We start from the raw sequence: 20602 nt of genomic DNA on the forward strand, positions 1-20602 counted from the left end.
ATGACCGCCTTCACCACCGCCGCCTTCGACGATCCCAAGCCGGGTCTGGCCGCCCTGGTCGACGCCGGTCTCGACCAGCACAACGAGGCCTTCGGCGATCACGGCGCCTTCGACGGTCAGCATGGCCTGTCGAGCGCCGCCTACGACGCCGGCGGCCGCGTGATCGGCGGCGCGGTCGGGCGCACGCTGGGGCGCTGCTGCGAGCTCAAGCAGCTCTGGGTCGATGCGGCGCATCGCGGTGCCGGCGTCGGTGGCGCCGTCGTCCGCGCCTTCGAGCAGCGCGCGATCGGGCGCGGCTGCGACACCTTCTACCTCAGCACCTTCAGCTTCCAGGCCCGCCCGTTCTATGAGCGCCTCGGCTACGCGGTGCAACTGGAGATCCCAGGCCACGGCGTGGCGGGCTCCAAGTTCTTCATGGTGAAGAAGCTGCCCGGCTGATCGCGGCTGCGCGGCGCCACATCAGCAGGGACGGGCACGCGGGCCGGCGGGCACGCACCTTGCCGCCATCCCGGCATGAACACCCCTACCCGCACCGTCCATCTCTACCTCTTCGAAGGCTTCGCCGACTGGGAGGCCGCCTATGCGGTCGCGGGCATCAACACGCCCGAATTCCAGAAGACGCCCGGCGACTGGCAGGTGAAGACCGTCGCCGCCGCCGGCGCCAATTTGACGCGCTCGATGGGCGGCCTGTCGGTGATGCCCGACATCCGCCTGTCGACGCTGTTCCCCGACGACAGCGAGCTGCTGATCCTCCCCGGCGGCGCCGGCTGGGACAAGGGCGAGCACATGGAAGCCGCGAAGAAGGCCCAGGAGTTCCTCGACGCCGGCAAGCGGGTCGCCGCGATCTGCGGCGCGACGGCGGGCCTCGCGCGGCTCGGCGTGCTCGACGACCGGCAGCACACGAGCAATGCCTTGTCCTATCTGAAGGGCGTCGAGGAATACGCCGGCAGCGACCGCTACGTCGACGAGCCCGTCGTGTCGGACCGCGGCCTGCTCACCGCGGGCGGCATGTCGGCGCTGGACTTCGCGCGCGCGATCTTCGAGACGCTCGACATCTACGAGCCCGACACGCTCGAGGCCTGGTACCAGCTCAACAAGACCGGCAAGTCGGCGTACTTCGCGAAGATGGCGCAGGCGGCCGAAGGGCGCTGAGGCGGCTCAGGCGGCTCAAGCGCCTCAAGCGCCTTTGGCCGCCGTCACGATGCCCTGCCCCGCCGCCCACGCACCGATGTCATCGCGGCGGATCGCCGCGGCCATCAGGCCCGGGAAGGCGTCCGGCGTGCACGCGAAGGACGGCACGCCCAGTGCCGCCAGCTTGGCCGCGAGCGGGCGGTCGTAGGCCGGCGCGCCCTCGTCGCTGAGCGCGAGCAAGGCCACGCATTGCACGCCGCTCTCGACCAGGGACGCCGCGCGGCGCAGCAGCTGCGGCTCGACGCCGCCCTCGTACAGATCGGAGATCAGCACGAAGATCGTGTTGCGCGGCTCGCGGATCAGCGATTGGCAATACGCCACCGCGCCGTTGATGTCAGTCCCGCCGCCCAGCTGGACGCCGAACAGCAGATCGACCGGATCGTCGAGCTGCTCGGTCATGTCGACGACCGCCGTGTCGAAGACGACCAGCTTCGTGCTCACCGCCGGCAGCGATGCGAGCACCGCGCCGAAGATGCTCGAGTAGACGACCGAGTTCGCCATCGACCCGCTCTGGTCGATGCACAGCACCACCTCGCGCTGCGGACGCCGCGCCTTGCGACCGTAGCCGTGCAGCGTCTCCGGGATCACCGTGCGCAGTTCCGGCTGCCAGTGCCGCAGGTTGGCGCGTATCGTCCGGTGCCAGTCGATCTCCGACAGCCGAGGCCGGCGGTTTCGCTGGCTGCGGTCGAGCGCGCCGGTCACCGCCGCGCGCATCGGTTCCTCGAGCCGCTTCATCAACTCGTCGACGACCTGACGCACGACGCGGCGCGCGGTGTCCTTCGTTCCCGCCGGGATCACCCGCGACAGGGCCATGAGGTTCGCGACCAGGTGCACGTCCGGCTGCACGCCTTGCAGCATCTCGGGCTGCAGCAGCATGTCGCGCAGATTCAACCGTTCCAGCGCGTCCTTCTGCATCACCTGCACGACGGAACTCGGGAAGTACTTCCGGATGTCGCCCAGCCAGCGCGCCACGCGCGGCGCCGAGTTGCCGCGACCGCCGCGGCGGTCGTCGCCCAGGCCGCCGCCGTCGCCGTACAGCGCGCTCAGCGCCTGGTCCATCTCCATCGCATCGCCGCCCAAGGCGCCGCAGCTCTCCTCGGCTTCGCCGCCTAGCACCAGGCGCCAGCGGCGCAGGCGATCCGCATCGCTCGTACTCATGCGTCCACTCCCAGCATCAGTCGCAGCAACGGCAGCGGGAGCGCCGCGCGCGCTTCGTCCCATTCCGCCGAGGCCGTCACGGCGCCCGCACCGCCGCCCTTGCGCGCCGCGCGCTGACCGAGGTCGCGCCGCTCGCCCGCGTCGAAGTGCGCGAAGGTGCGCCGCACCAGCGGCAGCACGCGGATGAAGTGCTCGTCGTCGAGGCCGCTCAGCCACGCGTCGACCAGCGGCCAGACGCCGTCGTGATGCAGCAGCACGACGGCATTGCGGTTGAGGAAGCCGTCCAGCCACGCCGCCGCCCTGGCCGGCTCCGCCGCGCGCGACAGCTGCAGCGAGATCGCCGTGCCCGCGTCGTCCGCCGTGATCAGGCCGTCGTCCAGCAGCAGCCGCGTGCACAGGCCGCGCAGCAGCGCGTGCGCGCCCTCGCGGCCGGCCAGTTGCGCGACGGCGGCGCGCCATTGCGTCGAGGGCTCGGACTGGCGGCCCGGATCGCGCAGCCGCACCGCCGCCTGCGCGCCGAGGAGCCGGTCGCGGACCTGCTCCGACGCGGCCTCGTCCAGCGAATCGCCCATCAGCGGCAGGCTGATCGCCGCGCGCGTCACGAGGCCGTCGAAGACATCGCCCACCATCGCCGCGTCGGTCTGCCTCACGTTGCCGTAGCGGAAGACGTTGGCCAGCGGCGGCAACGCGCCCAGCAGCTGGTCGGCGTCGCCCGTGATCGCGGCGTGGTCCTGCAGCGCGCGCGAGGCGATCGTCACCGCGTCCGGCAGGTCGGCGAGCAGCACGCGATCGACGAGTTCCGCCAGCGCGGCCAAGGTCGCCGATTGTCCGCAGCGCTCGGCCACGGCGGTCGTCGCGGCGTGCGCGACCGACTGGCCCCAGCGGCTCGCCTCGATCAGGCGCAGCGCGAACTCCGGCTGCCATTGCAGCGTCCAGATCTCATGGAAAGTCCCGCGCGAGGACTTGCCCGTGCGCGCGATCTCGCCCCACGGCAGGTCGATCAGTCGCAGTCGATGCAGCAGATGGCTGCGCGCCAGATCGTTGGGCTGGCGCAGGTCGAGGTCCAGCGTCTTCTGCGTCGCCTCGGGCTTCATGCGCAGCGACTTCTGCAGCTGTTCCAGATCGCGCTGCAGCGGCACCGTGGGCACGTCGGCCGGCACGCTCCCCAGTTGATCGCCGATGACCAGTTCATCGCGGATGAAGCCGAGCACGGCGTCGTCGCCCAGCGTCATGACCGTGCGCGTCGCCTCGTGCAGTTCGTCCAGGCCCGGCGCAGGCCGCTGCCGCAGCGCGGCCAGCGTGTCGGCGAGCCGGGCCGCCTCGATCAGATGGGCGGAGGAGCAGTCGAGGTCGCGTTCGCGCATCAGCCGCGCGACGCGGGCGAGCCAGCCGATCGCGCGAGGACGGCGCTCACCGTCCGGGCCTTCCTGGCCGCTCAGCCACAGGTGCTCGTACCAGCCGGGCGAGTGGATGCCGGCGCCATAGCCGCTCGCGCGCGCGAGGTGCCGGTAGGTCCACGGCACCCAGGTGCTCGTGACCTTGAGCTTGGGGAGGCCCTTGAGCAGCGCCTGGTCGGCCTTCGCGGTGACTTCGGCCCGCAGGCCTCCCAGGTGCCAGGCGCCGCAGACGACGGCGATGCGCTCGAAGCCCTCCTTGCGCGCCGCGCGGATGCACTGGCGCATGTGGGCCTCGCGCATCGCCTCGCGGCGGGCGCGCGGCGTCCGGGGATCGAGGGTCTCGTCGTCGCCGGACTCGGCGCGCAGCGTCGTCATCGCCTCCGAGATCGCGGCGAACAGGTCTTCGCCGTCGCCCCGCTCCTCGACCATGTGGTTCCACCAGGTCTCGCCATCGGCGTAGCCGGCCGCGCGCGCGAGCCAGTCCAGCGGATCGCCGCGACGCGCCGAGCGCCCGGCCGACTCATCCGTGGAATCAGGCTCCGTCGATTCCGGTGTGGATTCCGGCGTCGGTTCCGGCGTCGGTTCCGCGGTCGGCTGCGTAGCCTCTTCTTCCCTCGCCTTCTCCAACGCAAGCGAGATACCGACCGGCAGATCGATGAAGCGGACCGGCACGCCGGCGAGTCCTGCCCAACGCAAGGCCTGCCACTCCGGCGAGAAGCTCGCGAACGGGTGGTAGACCGCGCGGCCCGATTCCTCCACGCCGTGCGTCAGCAGCGCGACCGGCGGCGCCATCGCGGGATCGAGCACGGCGGCGACGAGGCCATCCGCCTCGGGCGGACCCTCGATCAGCACGCAGTCGGGCTTCAGCGCCTCGAACGCGGCCAGCAGGCTGCGCGCGCAGCCCGGGCCGTGGTGCCGCACGCCGAAGTAATGGACCGGATCGCTCATGGCCGCTCGTGAAGAGTCAGGGGCTCGGGATTGAGGAAGGGAAGCGATGGCTCAGGACTGCTCGCGGCAGGCGCGGTAGAGGTCCTTCCACTCGGTGCGTTCCTTGACGACCGTCTCGAGGTATTCGTTCCAGACGACCTGGTCCTGCACGGGGTCCTTGACGATCGCGCCGAGCAGGCCGGACGCCACGTCGCGCGGGCGCAGCACGCCGTCGCCGAAGTGCCCGGCCAGCGCCATGCCGCTGTTGATCACGGAGATCGCCTCCGCCGTCGACAGCGTGCCGCTGGGCGACTTCAGCTGCGTCTTGCCGTCCTCGGTCTTGCCGTTGCGCAGCTCGCGGAAGATCTGGACGATGCGGCGCACTTCCTTGAGCGCCGGCGGTTCGGCGGGCAGCTGCAGCGCGACGCCCAGTTCGGCCACGCGCTTGACGACGATGGACACCTCGGCGTCCTCGCTCGCCGGCACGGGCAGCACGACCGTGTTGAAGCGGCGCTTGAGCGCGGCGGACAACTCGTTGACGCCCTTGTCGCGGTTGTTGGCCGTGGCGATCACGCTGAAGCCGCGCGTGGCCTGCACCTCCGCGCCGAGCTCGGGCACGGGCAGGGTCTTCTCCGACAGCACGGTGATCAGGCAGTCCTGCACGTCGGCGGGGATGCGCGTCAGTTCCTCGATGCGCGCGATCTTGCCGTCGCGCATCGCCTTCATCATCGGACTGGGCACCAGCGCCGCCTCGCTCGGACCGTTGGCCAGCAGCTGCGCGTAGTTCCAGCCGTAGCGCAGCTGCTCCTCGCCGGTCCCGGCGGTGCCCTGGATCAGCAGGGTCGAATCACCGCTGACCGCCGCCGACAGGTGTTCCGACACCCACGACTTCGCGGTGCCCGGCACGCCGTAGAGCAGCAGCGCGCGATCGGTCGCGAGCGTGGCGACCGCGATCTCCATCAGCCGCTCGTCGCCGATGTACTTGGCGCTGACCTCGAAGCCGTTCTCCAGCGTCCCGCCCATCAGGTAGCGCAGGACGGCCCACGGCGACATCGCCCAGTTCTCCGGACGCGTGCGCGTGTCCTGGCGCTTCAGCTCGGCGAGCTCCTCGGCGAACTGGTGCTCGGCGTGGCGGCGCAGCAGCTGCGAGGCTGCGGAGGTCTCGGTGGAGGTCGTCATGAGGTCCTCGGGATCGGATCGGGTGAAAGGGCGAGCAGGACGCGGCGCAGCGCGGCCGTCTGCGCGACGGCCTGCAGTTGCTCCGCGTGGGCGGCGGTCTCGTCGGCGGCACGGATGTCGGCCAGCGACGCATAGGCGGGAAGGCTGTCGGCATGCACGACCGCGCCGAAGTCGACCAGCATCGCGCGGACGGCGTAGTCGTCCTTCAGCGTGCCGGCACGGGCGCGCGTCAGCAGTTGCCCGGTCAGCGCCTGCGAGAGATCGGTGCCGAGCGTCTCACCGCCGCTCGCCGCCGCGATGAGCGCCGACAGCGGCAAGGAACCCTTCTGCAGATGTCGAAGCCAGTGACGTTCGCGACGGGCTTGCGGCAGCCAGTTGAGCGCCTGCGCGGCCTGATGCATCTGCTGCGGCACGTTCGCCTGCGCCGGGCTGGTGCCGGACGCCTGCAAGGCGCCGAGGAAGGCTTCGCACCATTCGATCTCTCGCGTGGCGGCCAGCGCATCGAACCAGCCGCGCATCAGCGCCTCGGCCCAGTCCGTCCTGGCGGCCCAGCCGAGCAGCTCGGCGGGCGTCATCGAGGTCGTCGTGGTCCACCAGCCCAGCGGGACCTGGCGCACCAGTTGATAGAGCCACCAGGCGCGCTCACCGAGCTTCTCGGAGGGCGGTCGGGCGACGACGATCTGATCGGACGACCAGTCGGCGGCCGCGGCCTCCGGCGCATCGATCACCCAGTGCTGACGCAGCAGCGCGCGCTCGCGGCGCAGCAGCGGCGAGAGCCGCTCGATAGCGCGGCGCGGATGCGCGGCGTCGGGTAGACGCAGCAGCAGGTCGAGCGCCACGTCGCGCACCTCGCGGCTGCGGTCGGCGCGCAATCGATCGAGCAGCGCCTCGTCGTCCATGCCGAGGCTGATCGCCAGTTGCGCCACCAGGTCGGCGCGCTCCTTGGCGGAGAGTTCCGTCAGCGCGGCCTCGAGGCGGCGGCGGCCCGCGGCGGCATCGGCACTTCGCTCGCGCGCCAGGAAGGCGCGTCGCTGCTCCAGCGTGCCGTCGGTCCACTGAGCCTCGCCGGGGGCGTCACCGCCGGCACCGGCGGCGTAATGCCAATCCTCGCGCTGCCGCGCCAGCCACAGCCCGCGCTCGCCGAGCACCGGCAGCAAAGGGGCACGCAGCGCGACCGACCGTCGTCCGACGTCGAGCGCCAGCGGCAGCAGCATCTCGGGCAGGCGCAGGCCAGCCGCGGCCAGGTCCACGAACGCCTGCTGCTGAAGGCGCCCCGGCGCTTCGGTGAGGGTCCAGCGCAGCAGCCTGTGCAGTGAGCCGGCAGCGCCGTCGATCCCTTCGATACCGTCGATGCGTTCGGGCACGACGGTCAGACGATCGTCTGCGGCGGCCTCCGGCAGCGGCGCATTCCATGCGCGGTCCTGAGTGCCGGCCGCCTCACACGGTGCGATCACGGCCATCGTGCGCAAGACCTGACCCGCCGCGCCGCCAGTTGCGCCCGTTGCACCCGTCGCACCCGTTGCACCTGCAGTCTGCGCGACCTGCGCGACGAGCTTGCCGATCTCGCCCGGCCATTCGGGCAACGGTCCCGGCTGTCGATCCGTGCCCACCATCGCGACGGGCAGCAGCGGTGTCCAGGCGCTCATGCGGCACTCCTCGACCAGACGGGGTTGGCGGTTCCCGACCGCCACGCGGTCAGCGGACGCAGGCCGCGGCCGTCCCACTCGCCCATCACCGCCAGCGGACGACCACCGGCCACGGCCATGAGCGACCACCAGTCCGCATCACCGACCTGCAGCGGCACGGCGCGGCCGTCGGCAGTGAGATGCGGGCCGGCCTCGGAAGCGACCGGTGTCGCGTTCGAGAGCACGACGGGATGCAGCAGCGCAAAGGGATTGGCGGCCACGCGCTGGGCGACGCGCTGCCATTCGTCCTCCCAGGGAGCCTGCCAGGGGTCAGAGCCCCCGAGCTGCACGTTGCTGACCGTGCCTTCAGGTTCGGGCGGCGGAGAGGATTCGGCGATCAACGCTCGCAACGGCGCGTTGCCAGGATGGAAGGCGAGCGTCAGATCGGCGGCGATGCCGGGCACCCACATGCCCTCGAAACCGCGACCGCCGTGCGTGTGATCGAGCAGCCACGCGCGCCGGCCCGAGCGGGCGCCGTGCAGCCAGACGCGGCGCTCGTTCAGGCGCGCGTCGCGCTCTTCGACGATCACGCCGAGCACGGTCCAGCGATCGGTCAGGCGTTCGCCGGTGGCGAGTACCTCCGCCTGGTCGAGCGGCCAGCCGCAGACGGTGCGCAGGTCGGCCTGGACGGGCTCGGGCAGCACCTCGCGACGGGCGATGCCTTCGCAGGCGAGCTGCAGCAATCCGAGGCGCGACAGCGTCCGTTCAGGCCAGTCGGCGCCGACGCGCCAGCCTTCCGCGGCGGCGACGATGCGCTGGCCGAGACCGGGCGCTTGCGCGTCCACCATGCGCGCCGCCATCGTGCGCCAGCCGCGGATCGCCGCATCGTCGAGCCCGCCGAGGCCGCGACCGATCTGATCGCCCAGCCAGCGCTGCAATTCGGAAGACGCGTCCTCGATGCGACGCCAGCGTTGCGACTCGCGCTTGAGCGCGGTGTCGGGATCGGCAAGCGCCGATGCGGCCTGCGCGGGATCGACGCCGTCGGCGATCTGGGCGGCGCGTTCAGCGGCGCGCTCGACGGCCTGCTGGTCGCGCTCCTCCTTCTTCTGCGCCCGCTCGCCGCGGGAGGCGATCCATTCGGCGACCCAGGCGGGCGCCTCGGCGGCGGTGAAGCGGGAGGCATCCTGCGCCCGCAGCATCAGCAGCGCGAGACCATGCTTGCAGGGGAACTTGCGACTGGGGCAGGAGCAGCGGAATGCGGGGCCGTTGAGATCGACCTGCGTCTGATACGGCTTGGAGCCGCTGCCCTGGCACTCGCCCCAGACGGCGACCTCATCGGCGCCGAGCAACGGCCATTTGGCCGGCGAGGTCAGTCCCCGCGCGGCCTTCGCCGATGCCTCGTCCGGCGCCAGCGCCAGCACGCCCTCCATGGTCAGCGACATGCTGGCCCGCTCCCTGTCGAATCGTTGTGGGTGAGTTTGGAGGCGAGTCTATCTGGAGCTGATGACTGCCTCAGTCGTCGAAACAAGGAGACGCAATGCGGCGCACTGCGGCATGGCCGCCTTGGCTCAAGGCTGCGTCTTGAACGCCTCAAGCTGCTTGATTCGCAATTGCGCGTGATCGCGCATGCAGCCGAGGTACTGGAGATTGCGGATCGAGCCCTCGGACCACAGGTCGAGCACCGCCTTGCAATCGGCCTCGCGGAACTTCACCCAGAGGCGCTGCGCGGCGACGAGGCTGTCCTTCGGCTTCGCGGGCTTGGCGCCGCCGACCTTCGCCGGCGTCGCCGCCAGCACGCGGCGATAGACCTCGTTGAGCTGCTTCTCGACCTGCTGCTGCTCCTGCGCGGCGCAGTCGTTCATGTCGACGGTGCTGACGGCGTTGGCGCAGTCCAGCGCATGCGCAGACGACGCGGCGCTCATCACCAGCGCTGCGAAGGCAAGTCGGCGCACGATGGCGCGATCGAAACGGGAAACGTTGCTCGTCATGGATGTTCCTCATCGTCAGAGAGAAGCGCGGCCCGGAGGGCGGCGTGCATTCGACCAGAATGCCACGTCGCCGCGCCCCTCGGATCAGGGGGCGCTCCTATCGGCCTTAGGGATGTCGCTCGCATGGCTCGTGGCTAGGCTCTCAGTCTTTCCCGAGGCGGCCGTCCGGCCGGATGCATCGCGATCGGGAACACTCCGGAGGAGCCCGCCATGGCCAAGACCGACAAGCCCGCAAAGCCCGACAAGGCAACCAAGACCGTCAAAGTGAAGAAGACCGACAAGGCCCCCGACACGACCAACATCAGCGTCGTCCCCATCGCGCCTCAAGGGAAGGTCTGCAAGCCCTTCCTGCTGGAGGTGATGGTCTTCAGCCCCGAGTCGGGCTTCAAGTTCAAGGTCATCGTCGAGCGCTCCTGCACGCCCACCGCCGACCCGATCTGGAAGCTGGTCTTCGACCTGTACAAGATCGTCGACGACAAGGAAGTGCAGATCGTCCACGTGTCCTACACCGCCGGCACGCCCGTGGAGAGCCAGGCCGTGGCCGTCATGGCGCGCGAGGGCGTCAAGCCGGACCAGGCCACCGTCCTCGTCCAGGAAGTGCATCCCGCCGCCCGCGCCGTCGCCGGCAAGACCACGCCCCCGACGGACGAGCAGAAGGCCGCCCTGCACGGCGCCATGGCCGACGTGCTCAAGATCGAGTTCTGAGCACCGTCATGCGACGGCGGCTCTTCCGGCCAGCGTGTCGGCCAGCGTGTCGGCCGGCGTGTGGTCCGCGATGCCGGCCGCGATGTCGGCCACGGCGTGCGCTGCTGGACGGCGTGCTCGCGCTGGTCGCGTCGGCGGGCGTGGCGCCGCTCGCCTGGGGCGCCGACCCGCCGCCCGTGTCGATCGAGTTCGACGGGCCGCCAGGCGCGTCGAGTCGTCTCGCCGCGCAGGGCGCGATGCCGCGGCAGGCGGTGCCGGATCTGCGCGTCCGCTACGTGCGCATCAAGAGCCGCTGGGCCGACGCGGCGACCCTGCCGATCGCCGCTTGCGATGTGCTGACGAACGACAGGATCTCGGCGGCGATGAACGCGCTCCGGCAGCAGATCGGCGAGAGCCCCGCCGCGACCGGCGTGCTCGGCCGCCAGGGCCGCGCGGAGGTGCTTTTCATCGGCGTCGAATACGACCTGTCTACCGGCCGCGGCGATGAATGCCCGGGTGGAGGCGCGACTGCCGGCGTCACGCTGGAGCCGTACCACGTGCGGGTCGACCTCGCGCGCCTGGGCGACAACGTGCTGCCGATCCCGCGCGCCGGCACGGCCTCGCTGTACGACCACGTGCCCGCCGTCTTGCGCCGCTTCGATCCTCAGGTCGGCGCCGGCTATGACGAGGCCTTCGGCCCCACCGTCACCGCCGCGGTGCGGATGCCGCTGCCGTTGTCGGACGCGGCCGACTCGCCGATGGGCCTGAGCCTGCGTCACGAGCAGTCGACCCGCAGCGCCTTCCATCGCAGCGAGGGCCGCCTGGAATATCGTCATCAGCCCGTCCGACGCGATGGCCAGGACGTCCTTCAGGAACTCCGCGTCTTCGCCAACGCGATCGACCGGCGCGAGCCGGTGCTTGGCGGCGAGCTGCAACGCAGCGCGGGAGAAGCGGGACTGGGCGCCACGATGAAACCGGCGATCGGCGTGCGGGTGGCCCTCGATGGCTCCTGGCAGGCGGGACGGGATGAAACCACGCTCGCGAACGGCGTCGACCACCGCGCCGACACGCGCCGCCTGACCGCGCGCGTGCTCACCGAGTGGATGGTCCCGCGCGCCGAGGGCGTGCTCCGCGCCGGCGTCTGGGCCGAACGCGTGCGGCCCGACGGCGTCGCCCCGCTCGCGCGCTGGTCGGCGCGGCTCGGGTATGCGCGCGAGTTCTCGCTGGGCAGCGGACCGACCTGGGGGCTGGAGGTGATGGCGGGCGCCGGCCGCGTGTCCGATCGCGCCCCGGCCGCCGAGCGTTTCTACGGCGGTGGCGCGAAGGGGCAGTTCCTGTACGACGGGCTCGGCAGCGCCGCGCTGAGCCGGGCACCGGACGGGCCGCTGCTGCGTAGCGCGGGGCAAGGACAGGCGGGCCTGCCCGGTCAGCGCGGCGGCACGCGGTACTGGCACCTCAACGCGCAGCTGGCCTTCCCGATCAAGGCGTGGTCCTCACCCTTGATCCCGGACGAACGCGTGGACCTGGGCGACACGGACAGCAGCGGCCAGCCCATGCCGCCCATCCCGCTGAAGACCTTGCTCGGCAATCAGCTCGACGTGAGCGGTCCCTCGATGCTGGTCGCGACACTGGTCGCGCAAGGCAAGTCGAACGAGGAGGCGACACGCGAAGCGGACGCGGCCTTCGACGAGGTCCGCCCCGCAGCGCACTTCATCATCGACAAGGCCAGCCTCCATGCCGTGCGTCCGTTGCTGCTGATGGACGTCGCCGGTCTGTCCGACGGGGCGGGCCAGTTCAGCGCGCGATGGGTTGCCGTCGGCGTGGGCGTCGGCGTGACCGTCGTGACGGCGCGGCTGGAAGGCGGCGTGATGCACACGGTCAGCGGCCCGGCCATCCAGGGCGGCCGCAACGCGGCCTTCCTCCGGATGGTGTTCCAGAACCTGTTCTGAGCGGCCGCTTCAGGGCAGGCGCGCCAGCGCTTCCAGATAGCGTGGCGCCAGCATCAGCTCGTCCCAGGTCAGCGGCGCCGATTGCGGCACCAGCGCGGCGCGGCGGGCCTCGCTGTCGATGGCGGGCGTCCACGTCCCCTTCGCCTGCGCGTCGGCCAACCCGTCGAGCAGTTCGTCGATCGCGCGACCGCCCTCCTCCAGGCTCTGGTTGCACAGCAGCACCAGGTCGCAGCCGGCGCCCAGCGCAGCCAGCGCCGCTTCGGTGTAGCCCACCGGACGGCCTTCGATCACGCGCGCTGCGGCCATGCCGAGATCGTCGCTGAACACCGCGCCGGCGAAGCCGAGGCGGTCGCGCAGGATGTCCTGCAGCCAGCGCTGGCTGAAGCCCGCCGGCCGGCTGTCCACCTTGCGGTAGATCACGTGCGCCGGCATCACCGCCGACAGGCTCAGGCTCAGCCATTCGAACGGACGGACGTCCTCCGCCAGGATGGCCTTCAGCGAGCGCGTGTCCACCGGCACGCCCACGTGCGAATCGACGCTCACGGCACCGTGTCCCGGGAAGTGCTTGCCGCAGCTCCCCATGCCCGCCAGTGCCAGGCCTTGCATCAGGCTCTGCGCCAGCAGGCTGACCACGCGCGGGTCGCTGTGGAAGCTGCGCGATCCGATCACCGGGCTGATCGACTGCCGGCCCTCGTCCTGGTGGTCCAGGTCCAGCACCGGCGCGAAGCTCATGTCGACGCCGCAGGCCCGCAGTTCCAGCGCGAGCACCAGGCCCGTCGCCGTCGCCGCCTGGATCGCCCGCATCGCGTCGTCCATCCACAGCTCGCCGAGCGCGCGCATCGCCGGCAGCGCCGTGAAGCCGTCCGTGCGGAAGCGCTGCACGCGGCCGCCTTCCTGATCGACCGCGATCAGCAGATCGGGCCGGATGGACTTGGCCTCGGCGCACAGCGAGGTCAGCTGCGCGCGGTTCTCGAAGTGGCGCGCGAACAGGATCATCCCGCCCGTCAGCGGATGCGCCAGCCGGCGGCGGTCGTCCGCCGTCAGCGTCGTGCCGGCGATGTCCAGGATCACGGGCGAATGCAGGTGCTCGGTCATTGAGGGTGTCTCTTTCATTTTCAATCGCGGGTCTCGACGACGACGAACGCCGTCGCATAGTCGGTCTCGTCGCTCACGCTGACATGCGCGCTCAAGCCCTTGGCCTCGAACCACTCGGCCAGCGCGCCGTGCAGCTGGATGCCCGGCTTGCCGCTGCGCGCCTTGACGATCTCGCACGCGCGCCACGTCATCGGCATCCGCATGCCCATGCCGATCGCCTTCGAGAAGGCCTCCTTGGCCGAGAAGCGCGTCGCCAGGTAGGCGATGCCGCGGGCCTCGACCTTGGCGTAGCGCTCGTGGAAGACCGCGATCTCGTGCGGACCCAGCACCTTCTCGGCGAAGCGCACGCCGCGCCGTTGGAAGGTCTCCCGGATGCGCCGGATGTCGCAGACGTCCGTGCCGATGCCGTAGATCATCGCGACCCTTTCATGCGCAGCGCGTGCGCGCTTCGTGCCCGGTCTGTGGGCGTAAGGTGCGGAAGTGCAATCAGACGTATGCGCGCTGGATGCAGCGCTGGTAGTCGCGCACCGCCTCGGCGTAGCCGAGCTCCAGCGCATCCGCGATCAGCGCGTGGCCGATCGAGACCTCCAGCACGCCCGGCACCTCGCGCAGGAAGCGCGTGAGGTTGTCGCGGTTCAGGTCATGGCCGGCGTTGATGCCCAGCCCCTGCGCCAGCGCCGCGCGCGCCGTGGCCGCGAAGGCCGCGACCACCTCGGCCTCGCGAGGCGTGCCGAAGGCGCTCGCCCAGGTCTCGGTATAGAGCTCGATGCGGTCCGCGCCCACCGCGGCCACGTGCGCCATCGCCTCCGGCAGCGGGTCCATGAACAGGCTCACCCGCACGCCCAGCGACTTGCACTCCGCGATCATCGGACGCAGGCGTTCGGCATCGGCCGGCAGGTTCCAGCCGTGGTCCGAGGTGAACTGGTCTTCGCCGTCCGGGACGAAGGTCGCCTGATGCGGCCGCGTCTCGCGGATGAAGTCCATCAGGTTCTGCGTCGGGTTGCCCTCGATGTTGTACTCGGCCTGCGGCCAGGCCTTCATCAGCGCGGCGAGTTCGCGCACGTCGTCGGCGCGGATGTGGCGCGCGTCGGGCCGCGGGTGCACGGTGATGCCCTGCGCGCCGGCCTCCAGGCACAGCTGCGCCGCGCGCGTCACGCTGGGGATGCCCAGGTGCCGGGTGTTGCGCAGCAGCGCGACCTTGTTGACGTTGACCGAGAGCGCGCATCGCGCGTCGTGGCGGCCGGATTCGGGAGCGATCAGCGGATTCATGTGAGCAGCTTCTGGACGTCGAGCAGCACTTGCCGAGTCCGCAATGGACGATGCCCCAGATGATAGTGAAGCAACGCGCGCGCCAGCGGCTTCAGCGCCGGACCCGCGAGTTCGCAGGCCTGCTGCAGCGCCGCCTGGCTGCCGTGCAGCAGCGCCGCCTGGAGCTGGATGAAGGCCTGGCCCGTGAGGCCCGTGAGTCCGGTGATGCCGGTCTGGGGCGGCGCGTCGTGCACCGGGACCACCACGCCGGATTCCGGCGCGAGCAGGTAGAGCCGGTCCGGATCGAGCGGCGCCTGCGTCGTCGACAGCACGCTCAGGTCGGGCAGCAGGCCGCAGATCGACAGCATCTTCAGTTCGAAGGCGCGCAGCGCGGCGTGGGCGTCGTCCACCGAACGCAGTTGCGGCAGCAGCGCCGCGTAGGCATCGAAGAGCTCCGGCTGCGCATCCTGGCGCGGCAGGAACTTCAGCAGCAGCTCGTTGACGTAGTAGCCGCTGAACAGTGCGGCGCCGCTGGGCAGGGTCTGTCCGCCCACCCACTCCGCGCCGCGCAGCGACTGCACCTCGGCCGCGCCGTCCTCGTTCATCTTCGACGGCTTGGACAGCGTCACCTGCAGGCGCAGGAAGGGCAGCAGCACCGATCGCAGCTGCGAATACGGCCGCTTCGCGCCTTTCGCAACCACCGCCAGCCGGCCGTGCTCGCGGCTGAAGAGGTCCAGCACGAGGCTGGTCTCGCTCCAGTCGTAGTGGTGCAAAACAAAAGCCGCCTGCGTCGCGGGCGGCTTCGGGGCGCGTGTGGCCATGGCCTGGTGTCGGGCGATGTCTGCGGATGTCTTCAGCGACCGCGGGCGCGGATCACTCGTAGCCGTAGCTTCTCAGATGCTCTTCGGAGTCGGCCCAGCCGGACCGCACCTTCACCCAGAGCTCCAGGAACACGCGCGCGTCCCAGAGCTTCTCGAGTTCCTGACGGGTCTCGGAGCCGATGCGCTTCAGGCGCTCGCCGCCCTGGCCGATGATCATGCCCTTCTGCGCGTCGCGCTCGACCACGATGGTCGCGGCGATCCGGCGCAGGTTGCCCTCCTCCTCCCAGCGATCGATGATCACCGTGGCTTCGTAGGGCAGCTCGTCGCCGGTCAGCCGGAAGAGCTTCTCGCGGATCATCTCCGCGGCCATGAACTTCTCGCTGCGGTCGGTCAGCGCGTCTTCCTCGTAGAACCATTCCTGGTTCGGGAGGTAGGGCTTCAGGATCTGGAACAGACGCTGCACGTCCGAATCCTTCTTCGCCGACAGCGGCACGAACTCGCTGAAGTTGCGGCGCTCCTGCATGCTCTTGAGCCAGGGCATCATTTCGGCGCGGCGCGTCACCGCGTCCAGCTTGTTGGCGATCAGCACCACCGGCTTGTCCTTGGGCAGCAGCGACAGCACCTTCGCGTCGTCCAGGCCGAAGCGGCCCGCCTCGACGACGAACAGCACCAGGTCCACGTCCGCCAGCACGCCCTGGACCGTGCGGTTCAGGTTGCGGTTCAGCGCGCTGCTGTGCTTGGTCTGGAAGCCCGGGGTGTCGACGAAGACGAACTGCGCCTCGTCGACCGTGCGCACGCCGGTGATACGGTGACGCGTGGTCTGCGCCTTCTTCGAGGTGATCGACACCTTCTGCCCGACCAGCGCGTTCAGCAGCGTCGACTTGCCGACGTTGGGCCGGCCGACGATCGCGATCAGGCCGCAGCGCAGGTCGCCCTCGTACGGCATCGCACCGATGCCGCCCTGGACCTGGGGCAGGTCCTCGCCATCACCGTCCTCGTCCTCGTCGAGTTCATCGCCCACCTCACCCTCTTCGCCCTCCTCACCCTCTTCGTGGGCGAGCGCGTCGGCGTCCTGGTCCAGCGGAGAGTCGGCGGCGTGTGGCGTGGCGTCGTGCGGGGTGGCGGGGTCGTGCGGGGCGTTCAGATCGGGATCCTCGGAAACAGGGGAAAGGGACGGGGAAAGGGACGGGGAAAGGGAAGATTCGGAAAGCGAATCGGACGAGGCCGCCGGTGTCGGCGTCCTCGGGGGTGTCGGTGCGTTCATCGCGGGCTCCGCGTCAGTCGCGCAGGCCGGTGCCGGGTCGATCGCCGGCGAGCAGTTCGTCCAGCACCTGCCGGGCTGCCTCCTGCTCCGCAATCCGGCGCGAGCGGCCTTCGCCGCGGCGCGACAGCGTCAGCGAGGCCACTTCGCATTCGACGGTGAAAGTCTGCGCGTGGGCCTGGCCCCGCGTCTCGGCGATGCGGTAGGACGGCACCGGGAGCTTGCGCGCCTGGAGCCACTCCTGCAGCGCGGTCTTCGAATCCTTGGCCCACTGTTCGATGCCGCTCGCGGCGATCGTCTCGCCCAGCAGCCCGCGCACGATGTCGCGCGCGGCCTCGTAGCCGCCGTCCATGAACGCGGCGCCGATCACAGCCTCCAGCGCGTCCGCCAGGATAGACGGCCGCTGGCCGCCGCCGCCGCGGGCCTCGCCCTCGCTCATGCGCAGCGCCTCGGGCATCTGCAGGACCAGGGCGAGCCGGTGCAGGCTGTCCTCGCGCACCAGGTGCGCGCGGATGCGGGTGAGGTCGCCTTCGTCGGAACCGGCGAAGCGGTCGAACAGCAGCGCCGACACCGTCAGGTTGAGCACCGCGTCGCCCAGGAACTCCAGCCGCTCGTTGTGCTGCTGGCCGAAGCTGCGGTGCGTCAGCGCGCGCTGCAGCAGCCCCGGCTGCTTGAAGCGGTAGCCGAGTCGTTGCTGGAGGGCGTCAAGCGCTTGCGGTGTCATGGACGGGCGTCAGGGTGGAAGGAGACCGTGCGGTCGTCGGCGGGGGTCGTCGGTGGGGTCGTCAGCGGGATTCGCCCTTGTACTTGATCACCAGGAACACCGGGTTGAACAGGGGCACTTCCTTGTCGTAGGCGAAGCTGATCTTCACCTTGTCGTCGACCTTGGTGATGATCAGGTCCTTGGGCTCGATGCTGACGATCGAATACTCGATCTGCTTGGTGCGCTCGAACGCGTCGCGCGCCGCCGGCACGGTCGACGGACCGTCCTTGGCGATCTTGTCGATCGCGCGCTGGATGGTGTAGTACTCCATCACGGTCGGCACCACGCGCAGCACGATCACCGATCCGCCGCCGATGATCACCGCCCAGAACAGCAGGCCCAGCAGGCTGATGCCCCGTTGAATCTTCCGTGCCCTCATCACGTATCGCTCCGATGGTTGTCGTTGGAACAGGGTAGTCGATCGTCGGCCGGCAATCCGTGAATCGGTGTGTCAGCCGGTGAGTCGACCTGTCTTACTGAATGCTGCCGATGCGCTTCAGGCTGCCGAAATTCATCCAGACCACGAAGGCGCGGCCCACGATGTTCTCATCCGGCACGAATCCCCAGAAGCGCGAATCCATCGAGTTGTCGCGGTTGTCGCCCATCATGAAGTAGTGGCCGGCCGGCACCTTGCAGGTCACGCCTTCCAGCGTGTACTTGCAGTTCTCGCTGTACGGGAAGTCGTACTGCTTCCTGATGTTGCCCTGCGACTGCGCGTCCACCAGGATCTGGTGCTCGACCGCGCCCAGCTTCTCGGTGAAGCGCGGGCGGAAGCGCATCGAGTTCGGATCCTCGTCGAAGAACTCGCCCTGCGAGACCGTCTCCACCAGCTTGCCGTTCACGTACAGCTTCTGGTTCAGGTAGGCGATCTCGTCGCCGGGCAGGCCGACCGCGCGCTTGATGTAGTCGACGCTGGGCGTCTGCGGATAGCGGAACACGACCACGTCGCCGCGCTTCACGTCGTTGTTGCTGATGATCTTCTTGTTGATCACCGGCAGCCGTACGCCGTAGTGGAACTTGTTGACCAGGATCAGGTCGCCGATCAGCAGCGTCGGCACCATCGAGCCGGACGGGATCTTGAACGGCTCGAACATGAACGAGCGCAGCAGGAAGACGATCAGGATCACCGGGAACAGGCCGGCGGTCCAGTCCAGCCACCAGGGCTGGCGCAGGATCTCCTCGCGGGCGCCTTCGACGTCGCCGTCCACGCGCTGGATGCCCTGCGCGGCCAGCGAGGCGCGGCGCTGTTCGTCGTTCCTGGCCAGCCGCTCGGCGGCGCGTTCACGCGAAGGCTGGAAGTGGAAGCGCTCGGCCAGCCAGTAGGCCAGCGTCACCGTGGTCAGGATCAGCAGCAGCAGGGAGAAATTGCCGTTCCAGTAGCCCTGGTACCAGCCGCCCAGGTAGGCGATCAGGGTCACGTACAGCAACCCGGTCAGTGCGCTCATGGCTTTCATGCGGAGACTTATTCTTCGACTTGGAGGATGGCCAGGAAGGCTTCTTGCGGCACCTCCACCGAACCGATTTGCTTCATGCGCTTCTTGCCGGCCTTCTGCTTCTCCAGCAGCTTGCGCTTGCGGCTGATGTCGCCGCCGTAGCATTTTGCCAGCACGTTCTTGCGCAAGGCCTTGATGTTCTCGCGCGAGATGATGTTGGCGCCGATGGCCGCCTGGATGGCCACGTCGTACATCTGACGCGGGATGATCTCGCGCATCTTGGCCGCCACCTGGCGGCCGCGGTACTGCGACTGCGCCCGGTGCACGATCAGCGACAGCGCATCGATGCGGTCGCCGTTGATCAGCATGTCGACCTTGACGACGTCGGAGGCGCGGTATTCCTTGAACTCGTAGTCCATCGAGGCGTAGCCGCGCGAGACCGACTTCAGCTTGTCGAAGAAGTCCAGCACGATCTCCGCCAGCGGGATCTCGTAGGTCAGCATGACCTGACGGCCGTGGTAGGCCATGTTCAGCTGCACGCCGCGCTTCTGGTTGGCCAGCGTCATCACCGCGCCGACGTACTCCTGCGGCATGTACAGGTGGACCGTCACGATCGGTTCGCGGATCTCGGCGATCTTGCTCTGCTCCGGCATCTTCGAGGGGTTCTCCACCTCGATGACTTCGCCGTCGCCCAGCAGCACCTCGTACACCACGCTGGGCGCGGTCGTGATCAGGTCCTGGTCGAACTCGCGCTCCAGGCGCTCCTGCACGATCTCCATGTGCAGCAGGCCGAGGAAGCCGCAGCGGAAGCCGAAGCCCAGCGCCTGCGAGACTTCCGGTTCGAAGCGCAGCGACGCGTCGTTCAGCTTGAGCTTCTCCAGCGCGTCGCGCAGCTGGTCGTACTCGCTGGCTTCGGTCGGGTACAGGCCCGCGAAGACCTGCGGCTGGATCTCCTTGAAGCCGGGCAGCGCCTCGGTGGCCGGGCCCAGGTTGTTCGGGAGCTTCTTTTCCAGCGTGATGGTGTCGCCCACCTTGGCCGCGGACAGCTCCTTGATGCCGGCGATGATGAAACCCACCTCGCCCGCGTTGAGCTGGTCGCGCTTCTCCGACTTGGGCGTGAACACGCCCAGGTGCTCGGCCGGATAGATGGCGTTGGTGGCCATCATGCGGATGCGTTCGTTCTTCTTCAGCGTGCCGTCCACGACCCGGACCAGCATCACGACGCCGACGTAGTTGTCGAACCAGGAGTCGATGATCATCGCGCGCAGCGGCGCCTCGACGGTGCCCTGCGGCGGCGGCATGCGGCTGATGACGGCCTCGAGGATCTCGTCGATGCCCATGCCGGTCTTGGCCGAGCACGGGATCGCGTCGGTGGCGTCGATGCCGATGACTTCCTCGATCTCCGTCTTCGCGCCTTCCGGGTTCGCCGACGGCAGGTCCATCTTGTTCAGCACGGGGACGACTTCGACGCCGAGCTCCAGCGCGGTGTAGCAGTTGGCCACCGTCTGTGCCTCGACGCCCTGGCTGGCGTCGACCACCAGCAGCGCGCCTTCGCACGCCGACAGCGACCGGCTCACCTCATAGGAGAAGTCCACGTGTCCCGGCGTGTCGATCAGGTTCAGGTTGTAGACCTGCCCGTCCGCCGCCTTGTATTGCAGCGCGGCGGTCTGCGCCTTGATCGTGATGCCGCGCTCGCGCTCGATGTCCATCGAGTCCAGCACCTGCGCTTCCATCTCCCGGTCCGACAGCCCGCCGCAGCGTTGGATGATCCGGTCGGCCAACGTGCTCTTGCCGTGATCGATGTGGGCAATGATGGAGAAATTGCGGATGTGGTTCATGGACTCGGACGGAGACCGCGCGGTTCGTCCGCCACATCTCAGCGG

Annotated in this window: 19 protein-coding genes; 4 read left to right on the forward strand and 15 right to left on the reverse strand. The window is 69.7% G+C overall.

Annotated elements, in window-relative coordinates; translation table 11 throughout:
- Both ABE85_RS17370 and ABE85_RS17375 read left to right on the forward strand, forming a co-directional pair.
- On the forward strand, nt 1-438 hold the full coding sequence (locus tag ABE85_RS17370) for a GNAT family N-acetyltransferase (protein ID WP_067277336.1): 438 nt from the start codon (nt 1-3) through the stop codon (nt 436-438).
- Between the two features lie 75 nt (nt 439-513).
- On the forward strand, nt 514-1152 hold the full coding sequence (locus tag ABE85_RS17375) for a DJ-1/PfpI family protein (protein WP_067277341.1): 639 nt from the start codon (nt 514-516) through the stop codon (nt 1150-1152).
- 24 nt (nt 1153-1176) lie between these two features.
- Here ABE85_RS17375 and ABE85_RS17380 read toward each other — a convergent pair whose 3' ends face one another.
- The 6 genes from ABE85_RS17380 to ABE85_RS17405 all read right to left on the reverse strand — a co-directional run bounded on the left by ABE85_RS17380 (nt 1177) and on the right by ABE85_RS17405 (nt 9465).
- Nucleotides 1177-2349 carry a VWA domain-containing protein gene (locus ABE85_RS17380; protein ID WP_157522562.1) on the reverse strand — a complete coding sequence of 391 codons (1173 nt, stop codon included), beginning with the start codon at nt 2347-2349 and terminating at the stop codon, nt 1177-1179.
- Nucleotides 2346-4694, reverse strand: coding sequence for a DUF5682 family protein (locus ABE85_RS17385; RefSeq protein ID WP_067277348.1), 2349 nt, complete (start codon nt 4692-4694; stop codon nt 2346-2348). Before ABE85_RS17385 ends, ABE85_RS17380 begins: the two co-directional genes overlap by 4 nt.
- 51 nt (nt 4695-4745) lie before the next feature.
- Entirely contained in the window at nt 4746-5852 is a 1107-nt protein-coding gene (locus ABE85_RS17390; protein ID WP_067277351.1) for an AAA family ATPase, read from the reverse strand.
- Nucleotides 5849-7498, reverse strand: coding sequence for a DUF5691 domain-containing protein (locus ABE85_RS17395; RefSeq protein WP_067277353.1), 1650 nt, complete (start codon nt 7496-7498; stop codon nt 5849-5851). Before ABE85_RS17395 ends, ABE85_RS17390 begins: the two co-directional genes overlap by 4 nt.
- On the reverse strand, nt 7495-8919 hold the full coding sequence (locus ABE85_RS17400; protein ID WP_067277357.1) for an SWIM zinc finger family protein: 1425 nt from the start codon (nt 8917-8919) through the stop codon (nt 7495-7497). The genes ABE85_RS17395 and ABE85_RS17400 overlap by 4 nt, the downstream gene beginning before the upstream one ends.
- A gap of 126 nt (nt 8920-9045) precedes the next feature.
- Nucleotides 9046-9465 carry a lysozyme inhibitor LprI family protein gene (locus ABE85_RS17405; protein WP_082938704.1) on the reverse strand — a complete coding sequence of 140 codons (420 nt, stop codon included), beginning with the start codon at nt 9463-9465 and terminating at the stop codon, nt 9046-9048.
- A 210-nt stretch (nt 9466-9675) separates the two neighbouring features.
- Between ABE85_RS17405 and ABE85_RS17410 the strand changes: the two genes are divergently transcribed.
- Both ABE85_RS17410 and ABE85_RS17415 read left to right on the forward strand, forming a co-directional pair.
- Entirely contained in the window at nt 9676-10170 is a 495-nt protein-coding gene (locus ABE85_RS17410; RefSeq protein WP_067277359.1) for a hypothetical protein, read from the forward strand.
- Between the two features lie 113 nt (nt 10171-10283).
- Complete coding sequence (locus tag ABE85_RS17415; RefSeq protein ID WP_067277361.1) at nt 10284-12098, forward strand: hypothetical protein; 1815 nt, start codon at nt 10284-10286, stop codon at nt 12096-12098.
- Between the two features lie 9 nt (nt 12099-12107).
- Here ABE85_RS17415 and nagZ read toward each other — a convergent pair whose 3' ends face one another.
- From nagZ to lepA, 9 genes are all read right to left on the reverse strand, one after another.
- Nucleotides 12108-13193, reverse strand: coding sequence for a beta-N-acetylhexosaminidase (nagZ, locus tag ABE85_RS17420; protein WP_067277365.1), 1086 nt, complete (start codon nt 13191-13193; stop codon nt 12108-12110).
- Nucleotides 13194-13213: 20 nt separating this feature from the next.
- Complete coding sequence (acpS, locus tag ABE85_RS17425; RefSeq protein WP_067277368.1) at nt 13214-13609, reverse strand: holo-ACP synthase; 396 nt, start codon at nt 13607-13609, stop codon at nt 13214-13216.
- A gap of 70 nt (nt 13610-13679) precedes the next feature.
- Complete coding sequence (locus ABE85_RS17430; protein WP_067277370.1) at nt 13680-14462, reverse strand: pyridoxine 5'-phosphate synthase; 783 nt, start codon at nt 14460-14462, stop codon at nt 13680-13682.
- Nucleotides 14459-15262, reverse strand: a complete 804-nt coding sequence (gene recO, locus ABE85_RS17435) for a DNA repair protein RecO (RefSeq protein WP_067277373.1) — start codon at nt 15260-15262, stop codon at nt 14459-14461. Before recO ends, ABE85_RS17430 begins: the two co-directional genes overlap by 4 nt.
- A 52-nt stretch (nt 15263-15314) precedes the next feature.
- Complete coding sequence (gene era, locus ABE85_RS17440) at nt 15315-16208, reverse strand: GTPase Era (RefSeq protein WP_231993322.1); 894 nt, start codon at nt 16206-16208, stop codon at nt 15315-15317.
- A gap of 331 nt (nt 16209-16539) precedes the next feature.
- Entirely contained in the window at nt 16540-17247 is a 708-nt protein-coding gene (gene rnc / locus ABE85_RS17445) for a ribonuclease III (RefSeq protein WP_067277379.1), read from the reverse strand.
- A 61-nt stretch (nt 17248-17308) separates the two neighbouring features.
- A complete protein-coding gene (locus ABE85_RS17450) occupies nt 17309-17665 on the reverse strand; it encodes a DUF4845 domain-containing protein (RefSeq protein ID WP_067277382.1) in 357 nt (118 codons plus the stop codon).
- Nucleotides 17666-17759: 94 nt separating this feature from the next.
- Complete coding sequence (gene lepB / locus ABE85_RS17455) at nt 17760-18731, reverse strand: signal peptidase I (RefSeq protein WP_197507043.1); 972 nt, start codon at nt 18729-18731, stop codon at nt 17760-17762.
- A 17-nt stretch (nt 18732-18748) separates the two neighbouring features.
- Nucleotides 18749-20557 (reverse strand): translation elongation factor 4, encoded by a 1809-nt coding sequence (gene lepA, locus ABE85_RS17460; protein WP_067277388.1) that lies wholly within the window; start codon nt 20555-20557, stop codon nt 18749-18751.
- Nucleotides 20558-20602 lie beyond the last annotated feature (45 nt).

The sequence above is a fragment of the Mitsuaria sp. 7 genome, assembly GCF_001653795.1.
Taxonomy (GTDB): Bacteria; Pseudomonadota; Gammaproteobacteria; order Burkholderiales; family Burkholderiaceae_C; genus Roseateles.

What these genes read in the sequence shown, in the direction of transcription:
- ABE85_RS17375 (WP_067277341.1), top strand. Translation starts at nt 514, where the DNA reads ATGAACACCCCTACCCGCACCGTCCATCTCTACCTCTTCGAAGGCTTC.
- recO (WP_067277373.1), bottom strand. Translation starts at nt 15,262, where the DNA reads ATGGCCACACGCGCCCCGAAGCCGCCCGCGACGCAGGCGGCTTTTGTT.
- nagZ (WP_067277365.1), bottom strand. Translation starts at nt 13,193, where the DNA reads ATGACCGAGCACCTGCATTCGCCCGTGATCCTGGACATCGCCGGCACG.
- ABE85_RS17400 (WP_067277357.1), bottom strand. Translation starts at nt 8,919, where the DNA reads ATGTCGCTGACCATGGAGGGCGTGCTGGCGCTGGCGCCGGACGAGGCA.
- rnc (WP_067277379.1), bottom strand. Translation starts at nt 17,247, where the DNA reads ATGACACCGCAAGCGCTTGACGCCCTCCAGCAACGACTCGGCTACCGC.
- ABE85_RS17410 (WP_067277359.1), top strand. Translation starts at nt 9,676, where the DNA reads ATGGCCAAGACCGACAAGCCCGCAAAGCCCGACAAGGCAACCAAGACC.
- ABE85_RS17390 (WP_067277351.1), bottom strand. Translation starts at nt 5,852, where the DNA reads ATGACGACCTCCACCGAGACCTCCGCAGCCTCGCAGCTGCTGCGCCGC.
- acpS (WP_067277368.1), bottom strand. Translation starts at nt 13,609, where the DNA reads ATGATCTACGGCATCGGCACGGACGTCTGCGACATCCGGCGCATCCGG.
- ABE85_RS17405 (WP_082938704.1), bottom strand. Translation starts at nt 9,465, where the DNA reads ATGACGAGCAACGTTTCCCGTTTCGATCGCGCCATCGTGCGCCGACTT.
- ABE85_RS17385 (WP_067277348.1), bottom strand. Translation starts at nt 4,694, where the DNA reads ATGAGCGATCCGGTCCATTACTTCGGCGTGCGGCACCACGGCCCGGGC.
- ABE85_RS17450 (WP_067277382.1), bottom strand. Translation starts at nt 17,665, where the DNA reads ATGAGGGCACGGAAGATTCAACGGGGCATCAGCCTGCTGGGCCTGCTG.
- era (WP_231993322.1), bottom strand. Translation starts at nt 16,208, where the DNA reads ATGCCGTACGAGGGCGACCTGCGCTGCGGCCTGATCGCGATCGTCGGC.
- lepA (WP_067277388.1), bottom strand. Translation starts at nt 20,557, where the DNA reads ATGAACCACATCCGCAATTTCTCCATCATTGCCCACATCGATCACGGC.
- lepB (WP_197507043.1), bottom strand. Translation starts at nt 18,731, where the DNA reads ATGAGCGCACTGACCGGGTTGCTGTACGTGACCCTGATCGCCTACCTG.
- ABE85_RS17370 (WP_067277336.1), top strand. Translation starts at nt 1, where the DNA reads ATGACCGCCTTCACCACCGCCGCCTTCGACGATCCCAAGCCGGGTCTG.
- ABE85_RS17430 (WP_067277370.1), bottom strand. Translation starts at nt 14,462, where the DNA reads ATGAATCCGCTGATCGCTCCCGAATCCGGCCGCCACGACGCGCGATGC.
- ABE85_RS17395 (WP_067277353.1), bottom strand. Translation starts at nt 7,498, where the DNA reads ATGAGCGCCTGGACACCGCTGCTGCCCGTCGCGATGGTGGGCACGGAT.
- ABE85_RS17380 (WP_157522562.1), bottom strand. Translation starts at nt 2,349, where the DNA reads ATGAGTACGAGCGATGCGGATCGCCTGCGCCGCTGGCGCCTGGTGCTA.